The sequence below is a fragment of the Phyllobacterium sp. SYP-B3895 genome, from assembly GCF_009647635.1.
Taxonomy (GTDB): domain Bacteria; phylum Pseudomonadota; class Alphaproteobacteria; order Rhizobiales; family Rhizobiaceae; genus Phyllobacterium; species Phyllobacterium pellucidum.
Genome location: NZ_WJIG01000002.1, coordinates 373,164 through 389,069, shown reverse-complemented (window position 1 = coordinate 389,069; position 15,906 = coordinate 373,164). Strand labels below are relative to the sequence as shown.

At 57.2% G+C, this 15,906-nt stretch carries 20 protein-coding genes; 12 read left to right on the top strand and 8 right to left on the bottom strand.

The features are described 5' to 3' along the window. The first annotated feature begins 45 nt into the window (after window positions 1–45). The gene (locus tag GF108_RS08250) at window positions 46–228 is read left to right on the top strand and encodes a hypothetical protein (RefSeq protein ID WP_139202531.1); all 183 of its coding nucleotides are present in this window, start codon (window positions 46–48) and stop codon (window positions 226–228) included. A 34-nt stretch (window positions 229–262) separates the two neighbouring features. Here the strand turns inward: GF108_RS08250 and GF108_RS08245 are convergent, their stop codons facing one another. Both GF108_RS08245 and GF108_RS08240 read right to left on the bottom strand, forming a co-directional pair. After that, window positions 263–1,795: an acyl-CoA carboxylase subunit beta gene (locus GF108_RS08245; protein WP_153667586.1), complete on the bottom strand. Its 1,533-nt coding sequence runs from the start codon at window positions 1,793–1,795 to the stop codon at window positions 263–265. A gap of 154 nt (window positions 1,796–1,949) precedes the next feature. Continuing rightward, window positions 1,950–2,390 (bottom strand): VOC family protein, encoded by a 441-nt coding sequence (locus GF108_RS08240; protein ID WP_091949343.1) that lies wholly within the window; start codon window positions 2,388–2,390, stop codon window positions 1,950–1,952. A 271-nt stretch (window positions 2,391–2,661) separates the two neighbouring features. Between GF108_RS08240 and GF108_RS08235 the strand changes: the two genes are divergently transcribed. The 6 genes from GF108_RS08235 to GF108_RS08210 all read left to right on the top strand — a co-directional run bounded on the left by GF108_RS08235 (window position 2,662) and on the right by GF108_RS08210 (window position 6,425). Further along, complete coding sequence (locus GF108_RS08235; RefSeq protein WP_153667585.1) at window positions 2,662–3,243, top strand: cold-shock protein; 582 nt, start codon at window positions 2,662–2,664, stop codon at window positions 3,241–3,243. Window positions 3,244–3,251: 8 nt separating this feature from the next. Next, complete coding sequence (locus GF108_RS08230) at window positions 3,252–3,737, top strand: DUF192 domain-containing protein (protein WP_153667584.1); 486 nt, start codon at window positions 3,252–3,254, stop codon at window positions 3,735–3,737. 12 nt (window positions 3,738–3,749) lie between these two features. Then, window positions 3,750–4,505 (top strand): alpha/beta fold hydrolase, encoded by a 756-nt coding sequence (locus GF108_RS08225; RefSeq protein ID WP_153667583.1) that lies wholly within the window; start codon window positions 3,750–3,752, stop codon window positions 4,503–4,505. A gap of 229 nt (window positions 4,506–4,734) precedes the next feature. After that, a complete protein-coding gene (gene cysE, locus GF108_RS08220) occupies window positions 4,735–5,559 on the top strand; it encodes a serine O-acetyltransferase (RefSeq protein ID WP_153667582.1) in 825 nt (274 codons plus the stop codon). Window positions 5,560–5,662: 103 nt separating this feature from the next. After that, the gene (locus GF108_RS22380) at window positions 5,663–5,869 is read left to right on the top strand and encodes a DUF3126 family protein (protein ID WP_370462112.1); all 207 of its coding nucleotides are present in this window, start codon (window positions 5,663–5,665) and stop codon (window positions 5,867–5,869) included. Between the two features lie 28 nt (window positions 5,870–5,897). Then, window positions 5,898–6,425, top strand: coding sequence for a gamma carbonic anhydrase family protein (locus tag GF108_RS08210; RefSeq protein WP_153667580.1), 528 nt, complete (start codon window positions 5,898–5,900; stop codon window positions 6,423–6,425). Window positions 6,426–6,478: 53 nt separating this feature from the next. Here GF108_RS08210 and GF108_RS08205 read toward each other — a convergent pair whose 3' ends face one another. The 3 genes from GF108_RS08205 to GF108_RS08195 all read right to left on the bottom strand — a co-directional run bounded on the left by GF108_RS08205 (window position 6,479) and on the right by GF108_RS08195 (window position 8,862). Then, entirely contained in the window at window positions 6,479–7,087 is a 609-nt protein-coding gene (locus tag GF108_RS08205) for a transglutaminase-like cysteine peptidase (RefSeq protein ID WP_153667579.1), read from the bottom strand. 401 nt (window positions 7,088–7,488) lie between these two features. Then, the gene (locus tag GF108_RS08200) at window positions 7,489–8,097 is read right to left on the bottom strand and encodes a PilZ domain-containing protein (protein WP_027232530.1); all 609 of its coding nucleotides are present in this window, start codon (window positions 8,095–8,097) and stop codon (window positions 7,489–7,491) included. Between the two features lie 147 nt (window positions 8,098–8,244). Next, window positions 8,245–8,862, bottom strand: a complete 618-nt coding sequence (locus GF108_RS08195; RefSeq protein ID WP_153667578.1) for a PAS domain-containing protein — start codon at window positions 8,860–8,862, stop codon at window positions 8,245–8,247. A gap of 306 nt (window positions 8,863–9,168) precedes the next feature. Here GF108_RS08195 and GF108_RS08190 point away from each other — a divergent pair, with 306 nt between their 5' ends. Further along, on the top strand, window positions 9,169–9,903 hold the full coding sequence (locus tag GF108_RS08190; RefSeq protein WP_153667577.1) for a rhomboid family intramembrane serine protease: 735 nt from the start codon (window positions 9,169–9,171) through the stop codon (window positions 9,901–9,903). A gap of 110 nt (window positions 9,904–10,013) precedes the next feature. Then, window positions 10,014–10,445, top strand: coding sequence for a CBS domain-containing protein (locus tag GF108_RS08185; protein WP_153667576.1), 432 nt, complete (start codon window positions 10,014–10,016; stop codon window positions 10,443–10,445). Between the two features lie 6 nt (window positions 10,446–10,451). Here the strand turns inward: GF108_RS08185 and GF108_RS08180 are convergent, their stop codons facing one another. The 3 genes from GF108_RS08180 to folE all read right to left on the bottom strand — a co-directional run bounded on the left by GF108_RS08180 (window position 10,452) and on the right by folE (window position 12,653). Then, window positions 10,452–11,417: a patatin family protein gene (locus GF108_RS08180; RefSeq protein ID WP_153667575.1), complete on the bottom strand. Its 966-nt coding sequence runs from the start codon at window positions 11,415–11,417 to the stop codon at window positions 10,452–10,454. Between the two features lie 179 nt (window positions 11,418–11,596). Continuing rightward, window positions 11,597–12,013 (bottom strand): phosphoribosyl-AMP cyclohydrolase, encoded by a 417-nt coding sequence (gene hisI / locus GF108_RS08175; RefSeq protein ID WP_153667574.1) that lies wholly within the window; start codon window positions 12,011–12,013, stop codon window positions 11,597–11,599. A 13-nt stretch (window positions 12,014–12,026) separates the two neighbouring features. Beyond that, a complete protein-coding gene (gene folE, locus GF108_RS08170; RefSeq protein ID WP_027232535.1) occupies window positions 12,027–12,653 on the bottom strand; it encodes a GTP cyclohydrolase I FolE in 627 nt (208 codons plus the stop codon). A 267-nt stretch (window positions 12,654–12,920) separates the two neighbouring features. Here folE and GF108_RS08165 point away from each other — a divergent pair, with 267 nt between their 5' ends. The 3 genes from GF108_RS08165 (at window position 12,921) to thrS (ending at window position 15,837) form a co-directional block, all read left to right on the top strand. Continuing rightward, complete coding sequence (locus GF108_RS08165; protein ID WP_153667573.1) at window positions 12,921–13,367, top strand: iron-sulfur cluster assembly scaffold protein; 447 nt, start codon at window positions 12,921–12,923, stop codon at window positions 13,365–13,367. An 8-nt stretch (window positions 13,368–13,375) separates the two neighbouring features. After that, entirely contained in the window at window positions 13,376–13,738 is a 363-nt protein-coding gene (yidD, locus tag GF108_RS08160; RefSeq protein WP_153667572.1) for a membrane protein insertion efficiency factor YidD, read from the top strand. 110 nt (window positions 13,739–13,848) lie between these two features. Beyond that, a complete protein-coding gene (gene thrS, locus GF108_RS08155) occupies window positions 13,849–15,837 on the top strand; it encodes a threonine--tRNA ligase (RefSeq protein ID WP_153667571.1) in 1,989 nt (662 codons plus the stop codon). The last annotated feature ends 69 nt before the right edge of the window (window positions 15,838–15,906 follow it).

Here is a 15,906-nt window from a genome sequence, read left to right as displayed (position 1 = left end):
GAGTACTCTGTTTGACGGGGTAGTTCGAAGTGGAGATGTTGCGGAATGATAACAATAACTAAAGACACATCATCATTGCCAGATACAAATGTACTGAAGATTGCAAACATTGCAAAAGCCAAGCCGACCCTGATCAAGGCGACCAAGAAATTGAGCCAGCCTGGCGAAAGCCGGACGATTTCGCAGATATTGCGCGAGTCCAGCGGCGGTTTTAGCTTCCGCCGTTAAGTTTCCTGCGCTTGCATATTTGGAAGAAGCACGATTACAGCGGAATATTATCGTGCTTCTTCCATGGATTTTCCAAATTCTTGTTGCGCAGCATGCGCAGCGCCCTTGCGACCCGCTTTCGCGTGGAATGGGGCATGATCACTTCATCGACATAACCGCGTTCCGCGGCAACGAATGGTGACAGGAACCTGTCTTCATAACGCTTCGTATGTGCGGCGATCTTCTCGGCGTCGCCGATATCCTTGCGATAGATGATCTCGACCGCGCCCTTGGCACCCATTACGGCGATCTGGGCTGAGGGCCAGGCGTAGTTGATGTCGCCGCGCAGGTGCTTCGACGCCATCACGTCATAGGCGCCGCCATAGGCCTTACGCGTAATGATGGTGATCTTCGGGACGGTCGCCTCGGCATAGGCGAAGAGCAGCTTCGCCCCGTGCTTGATCAACCCGCCATATTCCTGCGCGGTGCCGGGCAGGAACCCCGGCACATCGACGAATGTGACGATCGGGATATTGAAGCAGTCGCAAAAGCGCACGAACCGCGCTGCCTTACGCGAGGCATCGCTGTCGAGGACGCCAGCAAGCACCATTGGCTGGTTGCCGACAATTCCCACAGTCCGGCCTTCGACGCGGCCAAAGCCGACGACGATATTCTTGGCGAAGCTTTCCTGGATCTCGAAGAAATCGGCTTCGTCGACGGTCTTTCGGATCAGCTCCTTGATGTCATAGGGCTTGTTGGCATTGTCCGGGACCAGCCGGTCGAGCGAGTGGTCCGGCTCGTCGGTTGACTGGAAACATTCGATCTCGGGAAGCGTGGCCGTGTTCGAGGCAGGCAGGAAATCGATCAGCCGGCGCATTTGCAACAGCGCTACCACATCGTTGTCGTATGCGCCGTCGGCGATCGAGGATTTCGTCGTATGGATCGAGGCGCCGCCGAGCTGTTCTGCGGTAACGGTCTCGTTGGTAACGGTCTTCACCACATCAGGCCCGGTCACGAACATGTAAGAAGTATCGCGCACCATGAAGATGAAATCGGTCATCGCCGGCGAATAGACATCGCCGCCCGCGCAGGGGCCCATGATCACCGAGATCTGGGGAATGACGCCGGATGCGAGCACATTGCGCTGAAAAATCTCGGCATAGCCGCCGAGCGCCGCGACGCCCTCCTGAATACGCGCGCCGCCCGCATCGTAAAGGCCGACCACAGGGGCGCGGGTGCGCAGCGCCATATCCTGGATTTTCTGGACCTTCTCCGCGTGAGCCTCGGAAAGCGAACCGCCGAAAACAGTGAAGTCCTTGGCAAAGACGAAGACCGTCCGGCCGTTGATGGTTCCCCAGCCGGTGACGACGCCATCACCCGCAAATTTGGTTTCTTCCATGCCGAAATCCGTCGAGCGATGCTCGACGAACATGTCGAATTCTTCGAATGACCCTTCGTCGAGAAAGATGTCGATGCGCTCGCGCGCCGTCAACTTGCCACGTTTGTGCTGCGCTTCGATCCGTGCCGCACCGCCACCCTCCCGGGCAATTTTCCTGCGGCGTTCAAGCTCGATCAGCACGTCCTTCATGGCATCCTCCTCACTTTCTTCGATCTGATATCAGGTGAGGAGGGCGCTTGGAAGCTGTTTGTATTTGCGGCACTATCGAGCCGCGGAACGCCCGGAACATCGTGCGCTCCATTGGCCTGACGCATTGACTGCTCAGGACTTTGAAAGTCCCGGCTTACCAGACGCCGGTATTCGGCATAGAGGCCCAGGGCTCCTGCTTGGGAAGGTCGGGGCCCTTCTGAATGATTTCGATCGAGATGCCGTCGGGCGAGCGCACGAATGCCATATGCCCGTCGCGCGGCGGCCGGTTGATCACGACACCTTTGTCGGCGAGCTTCTGGCAGGTCTCGTAGATATTGTCGACGACGTAGGCAAGGTGGCCGAAATTGCGCCCGCCGGCGTATTCCTCAGGGTCCCAATTATAGGTGAGTTCGAGTTCAGGCGCGCGTTCGGCGGCCGATCGTCCCTTGTCTTCCGGTGCGGCGAGAAAGATCAAGGTATAGCGTCCCTTCTCGTTTTCCATGCGGCGAACTTCCTCAAGTCCGAACTTGTTGCAGTAGAAATCCAGCGATTCATCGATATCGCGGACACGGACCATGGTGTGAAGATAACGCATCTTTAGCCTCGGACTTTCTTTCAGGTGGATCGGATAGGCGCTGCAACCATACTCGTAACTTTGGTTGAGGGCCGGGGATGTTTCGTAACACTTACTATTTAGCTCGACAAATTTGTGGCGGTTCGAGCAAGGGTTGTAGATAATGCTCAACAGTTTTGCCTGTGGTTTTCAGTAAAAACAGGCAGATCATACTTGCTCTCTGGCCGCGGTCAGGTGCTATTCTTGAAGAAGAGAATCAGTGGTTTCTTGCAGGAGAGGAGGGGCTCGCTTCATGTCTGACAGACCAGTATCAGCCCGGCAATCCCAAGATAGTGAAAGTTTGAGTGACGGATTGGACCTTGTCGAGGTTTCGGGCGCGATAAAGTGGTTTGATGTTGCCAAGGGCTACGGCTTCATTGTTCCCGATAATAGCGAGCTTCCAGACATACTCCTCCATGTGACCTGCCTGCGTCGCGACGGTTTCCAGACCGCGCTCGAGGGCGCCCGCGTCGTTTGCGAAGTCAAGCAGGGCGAGCGCGGCATGCAGTGCTTTCACGTCAAATCCATGGATAACTCAACCGCGGTCCACCCGACGGAACTGCCGCCAGTCCGCACGCATGTGACGGTGACGCCATCGAGCGGGCTCGAGCGCGTTCTCGTCAAGTGGTTCAACCGCACCAAGGGCTTCGGATTCCTGACCCGCGGCGAAGGAACCGAAGACATCTTCATTCACATGGAAACGCTGCGCCACTTTGGCCTGACCGAACTGCGGCCGGGGCAGGTGGTTCTGATCCGCTTCGGCCATGGCGAGAAGGGCCTGATGGCTTCCGAGATTCACCCGGATATTGGCACGCAGTTGCCTGCTTCCCACTGACGCCAGCCATGTCGCGCCCGGCATCGTTTCTCGTCAGCCTGCTCTTTCTCGTATTTGCAGTCTTTCCGGCCCTGGCCCTCGATCAGGGGCCAATGCATCTTCCAATCGACGCCAAGCCGCTGACGATCAACACGGCGCGCGGTGACGTGCCGTTTCGCGTCGAAGTCGCCGATACGGACGAGGAGCGCGAGCGCGGCCTGATGTTCCGAACGGATCTTAAGGACGACAGCGCCATGCTCTTCGTCTTCGACGAATCCCAGCTCGTTACAATGTGGATGGAAAACACGCCGTCTGCGCTCGACATGCTGTTTCTCGACGACAATGGTCGCATCTCGGCGATCCGCGAACATGCGGTGCCTTTTTCGCGTGACATCATATCTTCGGGCGGCCCGGTTCGCTTCGTCGTCGAGGTGAAGGCTGGCACCGTAAAGCGACTTGGCTTGACAATTGGGGACAAGGTGCGGCATCCCGCTATAAAAGCCATAGGTCACTGACGGACCCAGCCAATGCAATTCTTCGAAAATGACGGACTGAAGCTCGCCTTTGTGGACGAGGGCGAGGGCGAACCGATCCTGCTGATTCACGGCTTCGCTTCATCCTCGTTCTACAATTGGGTGCAGCCCGGCTGGATCCAGACCCTCACTGCAGCGGGCTACCGGGCGATTGCCATCGACAATCGCGGCCACGGCAATTCCGACAAGCCGCACGACCGGTCGCTCTATACGCCCACCTTGATGGCAGGCGACGCCGCAGCGCTGCTCGACCATCTCGATATTCCGCAAGCCCATGTCATGGGCTATTCGATGGGTGCGCGCATCAGCGCCTTTCTGGCGCTCAATCACCCGGAACGCGTCCATGACCTGATTTTCGGGGGACTTGGCATCGGCATGGTCGAGGGTGCGGGTGACTGGTCGCCCATTGCGGAAGCACTGCTGGCCGACGATCCAGATTCCGTCAGCCATCCGCGCGGCAAAATGTTCCGCATGTTCGCCGACAAGACCCAGAGCGACAAGGTCGCGCTGGCTGCCTGCGTGATCACCTCCAAGGAAGAGATCAGCGAAGCGAACATGGCGCGGATAACGCAGCCGACACTCGTGGCTGTCGGGACCAAGGATGATATCGGCGGAGACCCGCATCGCCTCGCGGCGCTCATGCCCCGGGGCGAAGCCATCGATATACCGAACCGCGACCATATGCTCGCTGTTGGCGACAAGGTCTTCAAGCAGGCGGCCATCGAATTTCTCAAACGGAATCCGCTGTAATCTCCAGGCTTGCAACCCGGAACCCTCAGGATCACTGATCGATTCTTGCGAGAGCGCCCCGTATGGAGTATGGGAACGCTATCATTTTGAGGATTGTCGGTTCAGTCAAATCGATCAAGGCTTCAATTTTTCTTGGCCGCCGGGTCTGGAAATTGGCGTGTCAAGGAAACACTTTTGCCTTATGCTTCACCAACGAGCATAAAAATTGTCCGAATGCTGGAGTTAGGAAATGCCATCAAGCAGTCCGATAAAGATGACCGGTTCAGTACAGCAGATGGACCCGATCTGGCATGCAATCCGGGCGGAAGCGGAAGAGACCGTCCGTAACGAGCCGCTGCTTTCCACGTTCCTCTATTCGACGATCTTGAATCACCAGTCGCTCGAAGAAGCGGTTATCCACCGTATATCGCAGCGTCTCGACCATCCCGATATGGAATCGGAGCTGCTGCGCCAGACCTTTACCGCCATGTTCGAGGCCAATCCGGCGTGGTCGCAGGTGCTGCGCGTCGATATCCAGGCCGTCTATGACCGTGACCCTGCTTGCACGCGCTTTATCGAGCCTGTGCTCTATTTCAAGGGCTTCCAGGCCATCCAGACGCATCGCCTCGCCCATTGGCTGTGGAAGCAAGGGCGCATCGATTTTGCCCTTTATCTGCAAAGCCGCTCGTCGTCGGTGTTTCAGACCGATATTCATCCGATGGTGCCGATGGGCCAGGGCGTGTTCTTCGATCATGCAACCGGCATTGTCGTCGGCATGACGGCCGTGATCGAGGATAATGTCTCCATCCTGCAAAACGTGACGCTAGGCGGTACGGGCAAGGAGTCGGGCGACCGCCATCCGAAGATTCGCAACGGCGTGCTGATCGGCGCCGGCGCCAAGATTCTCGGCAATATCGAGATTGGTCATTGCTCAAAGGTTGCCGCGGGTTCAGTGGTCCTGAAGCCGGTTCCGCATAATGTCACCGTCGCAGGCGTGCCCGCACGCGTTGTCGGCGAGACCGGTTGCGCCGAGCCTTCGCGCGCCATGGACCAGCTCATTACCAACTTCGACTAGGCGGAAACACAGGTCTCCACGCGGCACGTGGCAGCAATCAGCCCTTTACACGGCTGACTTCTGCGTGCCAAAAGCGCTCAAGCAAATACGACAGGAGACCCCAGTGAAACCCGACGAACTGAAAAAACTCGACAGCTATTTCAAGCGGACGTTCCGGAACATGGACCTCACTGTCAAGGCACGCCCGCGCAAGGACGATTCCGCCGAGCTCTACATCGGCGAAGAATTTCTCGGCCTCATTTACAAGGATGAGGACGAAGGCGAGCTCTCCTACAATTTTTCCATGGCAATTCTGGAGATGGATCTCTGATCCATCCAACGTTCGGTGAGGAGCATCCATGCCGATATTCAACCTGGATGGACACGAACCTCAGTTCGAGCGCCGCAGTTCCAACTGGATCGCGCCGGACGCCACGATCATCGGCAAGGTGTTTCTCGGCGAGGACGCTAGCATCTGGTTCGGCGTGGTTTTGCGCGGCGACAACGAACTCATCCACGTCGGGCGCCGTTCCAATGTTCAGGAACACGTCGTCATGCACACCGACATGGGCTTTCCGCTGACAATCGGCGAGGGTTGTACGATCGGGCATCGCGCCATGCTCCATGGCTGCACCATTGGCGACAATTCGCTGATAGGCATCGGAGCAATCGTCCTGAATGGCGCGAAGATTGGCAAGAATTCACTCGTCGGCGCTGGCGCGCTTGTCACCGAACGCAAGGAATTTCCCGATAACTCGCTGATTGTTGGTTCGCCCGCCAAAGTGATCCGCACTCTGGACGATGCCGCGATAGAAGGTTTGAGGCTGTCGGCCCTTCACTATGTGGAAAACGGCAAGCGGTTCATGCGCGGCATGGAGATCGCCTGACACAAGAAAACCGGCTCCGCTGAAGGAGCCGGTTTTCTGCGTCCAGGTGTTGGTTATTGCTCGATGCTGCCGACCAGTACCTGGCGGTCGTCGTTGATCGAAACCCATGCGCCTGTATTGTTCGTGGCCTGGCGCTTCAGGTAGTCATAGCTCGTTTCACTCCAGGCCTTGATGCGCGGCTCCAAATTGTCAAGTACATAGTCGCCGCGATCGGTTCGGACCGTCAGCACCGCATGGCCTTCGCCGTTCATCTGCCGCACGACGGTGATGAGGAGATCGCTCAGCGGGACGCCAGCTTCATTGATGAGCTTGCGCTTCAAAAGAACGTAATCCTCGCAATCGCCCTTGGTTGTCGGGTAGGACCAGACCTCGGCCTTTCCCCACATATCCATGTCCGTCGCAGGTTCGATCTTGGCGTTGACGCTGCTGTTGACCTGCACGAGCAGGGTCCATGTCTTCGACGTCAGCGCAACGGGTTGCTGATTGCTGCTCTTGATGTTGCACTCATTCTTATAGGTCTGGCAAAATTCGTAATGCCCGATCGGCTGCGATGTGCGTGAGCCGGTCTTCATGAACGGCGCATTGGAACTGACTGGATCTGCGCTAGCTGCCAGGCAGGAAGCCAACAGCGCTACTCCAACCAAGATTGTCTTTTTTATCATACCGTCGTCTCCCCGGTTGAGACGACAATGACAGAGAGAGTTTGATCGACCGGAAATGCATGTGAGTAAATATGAATCAAATCGGTAGCAAAAAATAAACGAATTTGACTATAACCATGTATTAAGTTTTATTATTGTTTTATTTAAAGTAGATTATAAATGAAATTTCGAAAGTATAATAAAATTAAACATCGGTTACTGTGAGAAGAGCGTGATTGAAAATCGATTAATATGTTCGGGAAGGGGCTTTGGCCGGCGTCGTGAACAGGCCGCAATCTCGCCAATCATGTTCACCGATGATGAACCATATCGATAGAATTGTTTGCAGGGCAGGTCGAAATGACCGTTGTGCACACGCGAGAATGCACATCCCTATTAGCCGTCAGATTGAGGAAATGAATTCAGTGCTCGAGCGCCAAGCCAATCGTATCACGGCTCTGCACCGTGGCAAATTCGATGGCGATGCCTTCTTCGAAATGCCGGACCACCCGGCCACGCATCGTCCCGAGCACGACCTCGCTGTTGAGGGCAGGGCGTATGCGAATTTCCACGGCAGCGCCGGAGATCGAGAGGTCGATGATGCGGCAGGGGTACTGGCGCCCGTCGGCCATGGAAAGCGTGCTGATTGGATTGCGGGGCGCAACACGCTGATGGCGGCGGTCTTCCGGCATGTCGAGTTCATGCTTGTTGGTAAGCCAGGTCAACTGCGCCGCGATTTTGTTCTTCTTGCGGTCGGACGCCACAAGGGAAATCAGAAAGCCGCCACGCACCGCGCGCTCGACCGTACCTTCAATCCGGCCGATGTGATCGATGTAGGCGATGACGCGCTCGCCATTATGCGCCATGACATCCGTGGTGAGGATGGCATTGCCGGGTGACATTTCCTCGATCTGGCAGGCGTGCTCGGTCCGGTCTTCGAGCATGAAGCGGCCATAAAGCTGCACCTTCACACTGAAGAATTTGCCCGTGGCGGCAGGGCTATGGCTCGGAACGTCACGGTGAAGTTGCATAAAGGTGTCCAGATGGCGGAATCTAGGAGGCGGGTGGTGCTCATAGACTAGGACACAAGTCTTAATGCCAAGGTAACAACAACTGGTGGTTGCTCATAAATTGCTAACCTCGCCCATTAACGGAGCGAACCGCGAAAGTAGAAATTGCTACGACTTGATCCTGCCGCCTTCGATGACGCGTAGATGCCCGACCTTTCGACTAACCAACGCGCGCGAGGCGGAAGGCGGGACAGCTGCCTCCGGCGCTATGCCCAAATCAGTCTCGAGCCGGGTTTGGCGCGGGTCCACAAGGGAGACCGTTTGGATGTGATTTTCAACTATTGCATCGGATTCAAGCCAGAATGGCCGGCCGACGATTGTGATTATTCCCATCAGATGACGTTCGTTTGCCTCGCTGGCGAGCGGCAGAAGGACGAACTTGAACAAGGTCTTGCGGCCACGTGCGCTGCGGCCCTCGCAGTCGATCTGAACTGCCGTCTTGCTGGTCATGCAATTCTTGACGAGGCGCAGGATGCTGTTTCTATCTTTGGGCTGCCATAGTGACGCGAAGGGCTGGCGGCCGAGTTCCTTGCCGTAAATTGCACAAATGCGGGTGCCAGCCAGCCGAAAACGGGGTTCGCCCGAATCACTCGACTGCAGGATGAACGTGTCTGGAAGCCGCGCGCCGAGGGCAGCCGGGACAATTTCCCGTCGCTCAGGAGCCGCGCGCGGTCCGCGCAGCCTGTCCCAATAGGCGAAAAGCCTGCCAATATCGTCGTGCCGCATGAGATCAATTTTCCGGACGCCGAAGCGATTCTGCTTCTGTCCGCCCGACTCTGACAGGCGCCTTTCAAAGGTGCTACCTGGGAAGTGGCAAGGTCCACTGCGGCTGGCAATTAACGTTAACAATTGGTTTCGATTGAGCGCTGGCTCCGTCTGTGAGACAAAGACCCCATTGGAGATTGCAGATACGAATGCTCATGAAACTTACGGCCGCTCGCTTCCAGCTGAGCGGCCCTTTCTTTTGGTGCTTGCCTTGGCGATGCGCTGGGAACCGGATAGCTTGCCCCGGCAACAATAACGAGGCGGTGCATGAGCGAGCGAGGGTACATCCGAAAAAACACCAGCGGCCGCGAGCCCGTTTTCAATATTCCTGGCATCATTCTCGCTATCATGGGCTTGTGCGCGCTCGTCTATATCGCCGAGGCATATGTCCTTGATGAGCAGCAGGCCGACACTCTCCTGTTGAATTTTGCGTTCATCCCCGCACGCTTCTCGCAATATGGCGGGTTCTATTCTCCCTCGGCCTGGCTGACGATGGTCACCTATTCATTCATGCATGGCAGCTTCGCCCATATTGCGCTCAACATGATCTGGCTTGCCGCATTCGGCTCGCCGTTGGCGGCCCGCATAGGGCCCTTGCGCACGACATTGTTCTGGATTGCCACGGCCGTTGCGGCCGTCCTGACCCATTTTGCCGTCTATCCCGCCAGCATGACGCCGCTCGTCGGTGCTTCAGGTGCGGTTTCGGGAATGATGGGCGCGGCGGCCCGCTTCGGTTTTCGCCGGTCGGGCTCACGCAATTCCGCGGCATTCGTCGGCGATATCCTGCCCATCAGCGTCGCCCTGCGCATGCGCTCGGTCATTGTGTTCCTGGGCGTCTGGTTCGTTACGAACATAGTCACGGGCCTGCTTTCCGTTGGGGTGGACAATTCTGCGACAATCGCATGGGAAGCGCATATTGGCGGCTTTGTGGTGGGTTTTTTCGGCATATCCCTGTTTGACAGGCCTGATCGTGGTCGTACGGACGTAGATCTGTTGGTATAATTGCTCAGTAGTTGCAATAAGCGCGACTTACGCGCACGATGAACCTAGACCATCGGATGTAATTGGGGGATTTTCGGCGGTCGAATGTCGATTGTGCAAGGAGGATGTACATGACAGTCAAAATGATACTCGAACGCAAGGGTTACGACGTCTTCAACACGAATCCGGAGACCACCCTCGGCCAAGCGGTCGCCATGCTTGCCCAACACAAGATTGGTGCGATTGTCGTCTGCAATGACAAGAGAGCGATAAAGGGCATTCTTTCCGAGCGCGACGTGGTGCGGGCCATTGCCGCGGAAGGCGCCGATGCACTGGCGAAGCCCATTTCGGAGATCATGACCATCAAGGTCAGCGTGTGCAGCGAACGCCACACGGTCAATCAGGTCATGGAGATGATGACGCGCGGACGCTTCCGCCACCTTCCGGTCGAGAAAGACGGGCAGTTGCACGGGCTTGTGTCGATTGGTGACGTCGTGAAGCTTCGTATCGAAGAGGTCGAGCGCGAATCCGAAGAGATTCGCAGCTACATCGCAACGGCTTGAGAAGGCTTAGAACACCAGCTTCTGCATGCGCTCGAGTTCACCGAGGCGCGCCATGGTCTCTTCATAGCCGAGTTTGATCGCTTCGTCAGCGCGATGAAACTCGGCGAGGCCGACATGGCCGATTTTCGGCAGGAGCGCGATATCAGGTGGATCGCCCGCCATACGCGCCCGCGAGATGCGGTCCTGGATGATGTTGAATGCCTCCATCATCACGCCGGTAATTCCGAGCCGCTTGGAAGCTGGACGGCTTGCGGCAATTTCACCGTCGCCCCGTGCCGAAATCGGACCTTCTGCCGCGTGCTTGATGACGGCGGCGCGTCCGAACTGATCGTAGTGCAGGTTGACCGCGACGACGAGCGGTTGCTCATGCGCGCGGCACACCGATACCGGCACCGGATTGACCAATGCGCCATCAACCAGGGTGCGGCCATTGCAATCGACCGGCTCGAATACGCCGGGAAGGGCATAGGAGGCGCGCATCGCCGTAATCAGACTTCCGCGTGTCAGCCAGATTTCGTGGCCAGTGTTGATTTCGGTACAGACGGCGATGAAGGGCTTGCTGAGTTCTTCGATCGAAAGCTCTTCGAGGTGGTCGCGTAGCCGCCTGTCGAGTTTCATGCCGCCGAACAGGCCATTGCCCCGGAACCGCAGGTCGAGCAGGCTGAAAATGCCGCGCTTGGTCAAGCTGCGGGCAAAATCCTCGAGCTGGTCGAGCTTGCCGGCGAGATAGCAGCCGCCCACGAGAGCGCCGATAGAAGTTCCGGCAATCATGGAAATCTCGATGCCTGCCTCGTCGAGCGCGCGCAATACACCGATATGCGCCCAGCCGCGCGCCGCGCCGCCGCCCAGCGCCAGGGCAATGGGTGTCTTCCGCTCGCGCGGCTGCTTGGGTGCGATCAACTGCACGCCCGGGCTATCACTGATGCCGATTGATTCTGCTGCGCGCAACCGGCGCGATGCCCATTCGAGCATGGCACACACTCCTGACGTCGTACTGGCTCATTATCCCTCTGCATTGGTATCCAAAGGATAAATATTGCGGAATTGTGACCCCTTAGCCAACCAAGGAAATAGGATTACAAAGATCGATAATGGCGGTTACGAGGCATAGAGGATATCGCGGCCATATTGGCCCTATGGCTAAGTAAGCTCTACTTTGTCTCTAACTGCATTACCAATGCGGATGTTCCATTTGCGGTCACCACCTGACGATAGAAGCAGGAACGACGACCCGTATGGCAGGTCGGGCCATCGCCTGCCACCCGGACCTTGAGCCAAAGCGCGTCCTGGTCGCAGTCGGTGTGCATCTCGACGACGGTCTGCAGATTTCCCGATGTTTCGCCCTTTTTCCAGAGCGTGCCGCGTGAACGCGACCAATAATGGGCAATACCTGTCTCAAGGGTAAGGCGCAACGCCTCAGCATTCATATGCGCAACCATCAACAGCTGGCCATCGCCTATATCGGTAACGATGGCGGTGATAAGTCCGGACGCATCGAAGCGCGGTGCGAACACCGCGCCCTCTTCGTTCTGATGTCTGTCAGCGAGCGATTCCAAGAAGTCACTCATAAACGTGTTCGGACTAACGGCCTTTGACGAGTGTCATGAACCGGACTTGTTCGTTGACATCGGACTTGTAGGTGCCGGTGAAGGTTGTCGTGGTCGTCGTCGAACCGGACTTGCGGATTCCGCGCATCGACATGCACATGTGTTCAGCTTCGATCATGACGGCAACGCCACGCGGCTGCAGCGAATTCTGAATGGCATTGGCAATCTGTGCGGTCATGCTCTCCTGCGTCTGCAGGCGGTGTGCATAAATATCAACGACGCGCGCGATCTTGGAGAGGCCAACGACCTTCTCGCCGTCGGGCAGGTAGGCAACGTGGGCCTTGCCGACGATCGGCACCATATGGTGCTCGCAATGCGAGAAGAACGGGATGTCCTGAATGAGGACAATATCCTCGTAGCCGGCGATTTCCTCGAACGTGCGACCCAGCACCTCGGCCGGATCCTGCCCATAACCGGAAAACAGTTCCTTGTAGGATTTGGCGACACGTTCCGGCGTGTCCAGCAATCCTTCGCGGTCGGGATTGTCGCCGGCCCACAGCAGTAGCGTACGCACTGCGTCTTCAGCTTCCTGTTGAGTGGGGCGTTTCGAATTGTCCTGCTTGGCCGTTGCCGACTGCAAGTTCTTAATTACCGCATCCATCGCGATCTCCCGTAGCCGCCCTCAAAGGAGCGACGAGTTAAACGGCAATACACGATAGTCGTTCTGGCGAACGGACGGTGTATTGAAGCTAGCATTGACGGATTTGCCAACGCCACCAGCATGTTATCGAAAGAGAGAATTTAATCTATTCGACTTTGTGCTGGCCTACTCACATACTATATAGAGATCGAGTATGGAATTCATAGGGTAAAACGATACGGATTGACGCAATTGCGATGAACACTGTGTCGAGGACAGGCATCCATCATGATCAATGACGTTTATAACGGGCGGATTCTAGAGTTCGCCGGGAATATTCAACGGGTTGGCCGCCTTGCAAATCCCGATGCCACCGCCACGGCACATTCGAAACTGTGTGGCTCGACGGTTATCGTTGATTTGAAGATGAAGGATGGCGTTGTCTCCGATTTTGCCCATGACGTTCGTGCCTGCGCCCTGGGCCAGGCCTCGTCTTCGATCATGGCGCGACATGTTATCGGAGCGACGGCGCAGGAATTGCGCGACGTCCGCGATACGATGTTCAGGATGCTCAAGGAAAACGGAGTACCCCCTGAGGGCCGCTTCGAGGACCTGAAGTTTCTTGAACCCGTGCGCGACTACAAGGCGCGCCACAACTCCACCATGCTGACATTCGACGCGGTCGTCGATTGCATCAACCAGATCGAAAAGAAGACCGCAGAGGCTGCGGCCTGACCAGCGCCATGTGCGACGAAAAGCTGCGCGATCATACTCGACCTTCATCCCGCTATAGCAGGAACTGGAACGGACCCTGGCGAAAAACGCCCGGCCGGCTGCTCGGAACCGGTTTGGTGCGGCTTTACCAGCTCACACTGTCCGGCTTCATCGGGAATTCCTGCCGCCACCTGCCGACCTGTTCGGAATACGCCTACGAGTCGATTGCGCGCCATGGACTGTGGTCGGGCAGCTGGATGGGGCTCTTCCGGCTCATGCGCTGCGGACCAGGCGGAACCCATGGCCTCGATCCCGTCCCGACAACGCTCGAAAGCCGCTATGTCTGGTACATGCCCTGGCGCTACTGGGCGATCGCTTCACGCAAAAGCTGAGGGGTACTTTACGCCAGCCGAAACAGGCTTTAGAAGTCCGCTCGCCGGCAGGAAGTCCGGTTGTTCAACACCACCCGCAATCGTTGGCGGGACTGGATAGGAGTGGTTATATGTCCGAGGCAGTTGCAAAGACTGTGTCACTGCGTTTCCCCGATGGCTCCCAGCGCGATTACGACGCTCATCTGACCGGGGCGGAACTTGCAGAATCGATTTCCAAATCACTGGCCAAGAAGGCGGTCGCTTATGCGGTCGACGGCGTCGTGCGCGATCTTTCCGATCCGCTGCAAAAGGGCGGTGCGGTCGAGATCCTGACGCGCGACGATCCGCGTTCGCTCGAACTTATCCGGCATGATTGTGCCCACGTCCTTGCCGAAGCTGTCCAGGAATTGTTTCCCGGGACCCAGGTCACCATCGGCCCCGTCATCGAAAACGGATTCTACTACGACTTCGCCAAGAACGAGCCGTTCACGCCCGACGACCTGCCGGTGATCGAGAAGAAGATGCGGGAGATCATTGCCCGCAACAAGCCGTTCACCAAGGAAGTCTGGTCGCGCGAGAAGGCCCGCAAGGTTTTTGCCGAGAAGGGCGAGGCCTACAAGGTCGAGCTCGTGGATGCCATTCCCGAGGGCCAGGACCTGAAGATCTATGCGCAGGGCGATTGGTACGATCTCTGCCGCGGCCCGCACATGGCTTCGACAGGCCAGATCGGCAATTCGTTCAAGCTGATGAAGGTGGCGGGCGCCTACTGGCGCGGCGACAGCAACAATCCGATGCTGAGCCGCATCTATGGAACGGCCTTTGCCAACGACACCGATCTCAACGCCTATCTCCACATGCTTGAGGAGGCCGAAAAACGCGACCACCGCCGTCTCGGCCGTGAAATGGACCTGTTCCATTTCCAGGAAGAGGGCCCGGGTGTCGTATTCTGGCATCCGAAGGGCTGGCGCATGTTCCAGAACCTCGTCAGCTATATGCGCCGCCGTCTAGACAGCCACGGCTACAGCGAAGTCAACGCTCCGCAGGTGCTCGACAAATCGCTGTGGGAGACGTCGGGTCACTGGGGTTGGTACCGCGACAACATGTTCAAGGTCACGGTTGCCGGCGATGAAACGGACGATGAGCGCGTTTTTGCGCTGAAGCCGATGAACTGCCCGGGTCACGTGCAGATTTTCAAGCATGGCTTGAAATCTTACCGCGATCTGCCGGTAAAACTTGCGGAATTCGGCAATGTGCATCGCTACGAACCTTCCGGAGCGCTGCATGGCTTGATGCGCGTTCGCGGCTTTACTCAGGATGATGCCCACATTTTCTGCACCGACGAGCAGATGGAGGCCGAGTGCCTGCGCATCAACGACCTGATCCTGACGACCTACGCCGATTTCGGCTTCGAGGGCATTACGGTGAAGCTCTCGACGCGTCCGGACAAGCGCGTTGGGTCTGATGAGCTTTGGGACCGCGCCGAAGCGGTGATGAGCAAGGTGCTCAACACGATCGAGGCGCAGTCGGGCGGCAAGATCAAGACGGCGATCAATCCGGGCGAGGGCGCTTTCTACGGCCCCAAGTTCGAATACGTGTTGCGCGATGCCATCGGCCGCGACTGGCAATGCGGAACGACGCAGGTCGATTTCAACCTGCCGGAGCGCTTCGGCGCTTTCTATATCGACTCGACTTCCGAGAAGAAGCAGCCGGTAATGATTCACCGCGCCATCTGCGGTTCCATGGAACGGTTCCTCGGCATCCTGATCGAGAACTATTCCGGACACATGCCGCTGTGGTTTGCGCCAATACAGGTCGTGGTGGCGACGATCACCTCCGAAGCGGACGATTATGGTGCACAGGTCGCCAAGGAGTTGAAGGCGGCCGGCCTGCAGGTCATCACCGACTTCCGCAACGAGAAGATCAACTACAAGGTGCGCGAGCATTCCTTGCAGAAAGTTCCGGTCATTCTCGTCTGCGGTATGCGGGAAGCGGAAGAGCGTTCGGTCAATATGCGTCGCCTCGGCTCACAGAGCCAGGTATCGCTGACACTGGATGAAGCCATCGCGCAACTGACCGCCGAAGCAACACCGCCTGACCTGCCGCGACTTGCCGCGCAATAGGCTAAAAGTCGACATATGACAGCGCGGTGACGTTCATCGCGCTGTCACATGATTGCGAGAAAATTGTTC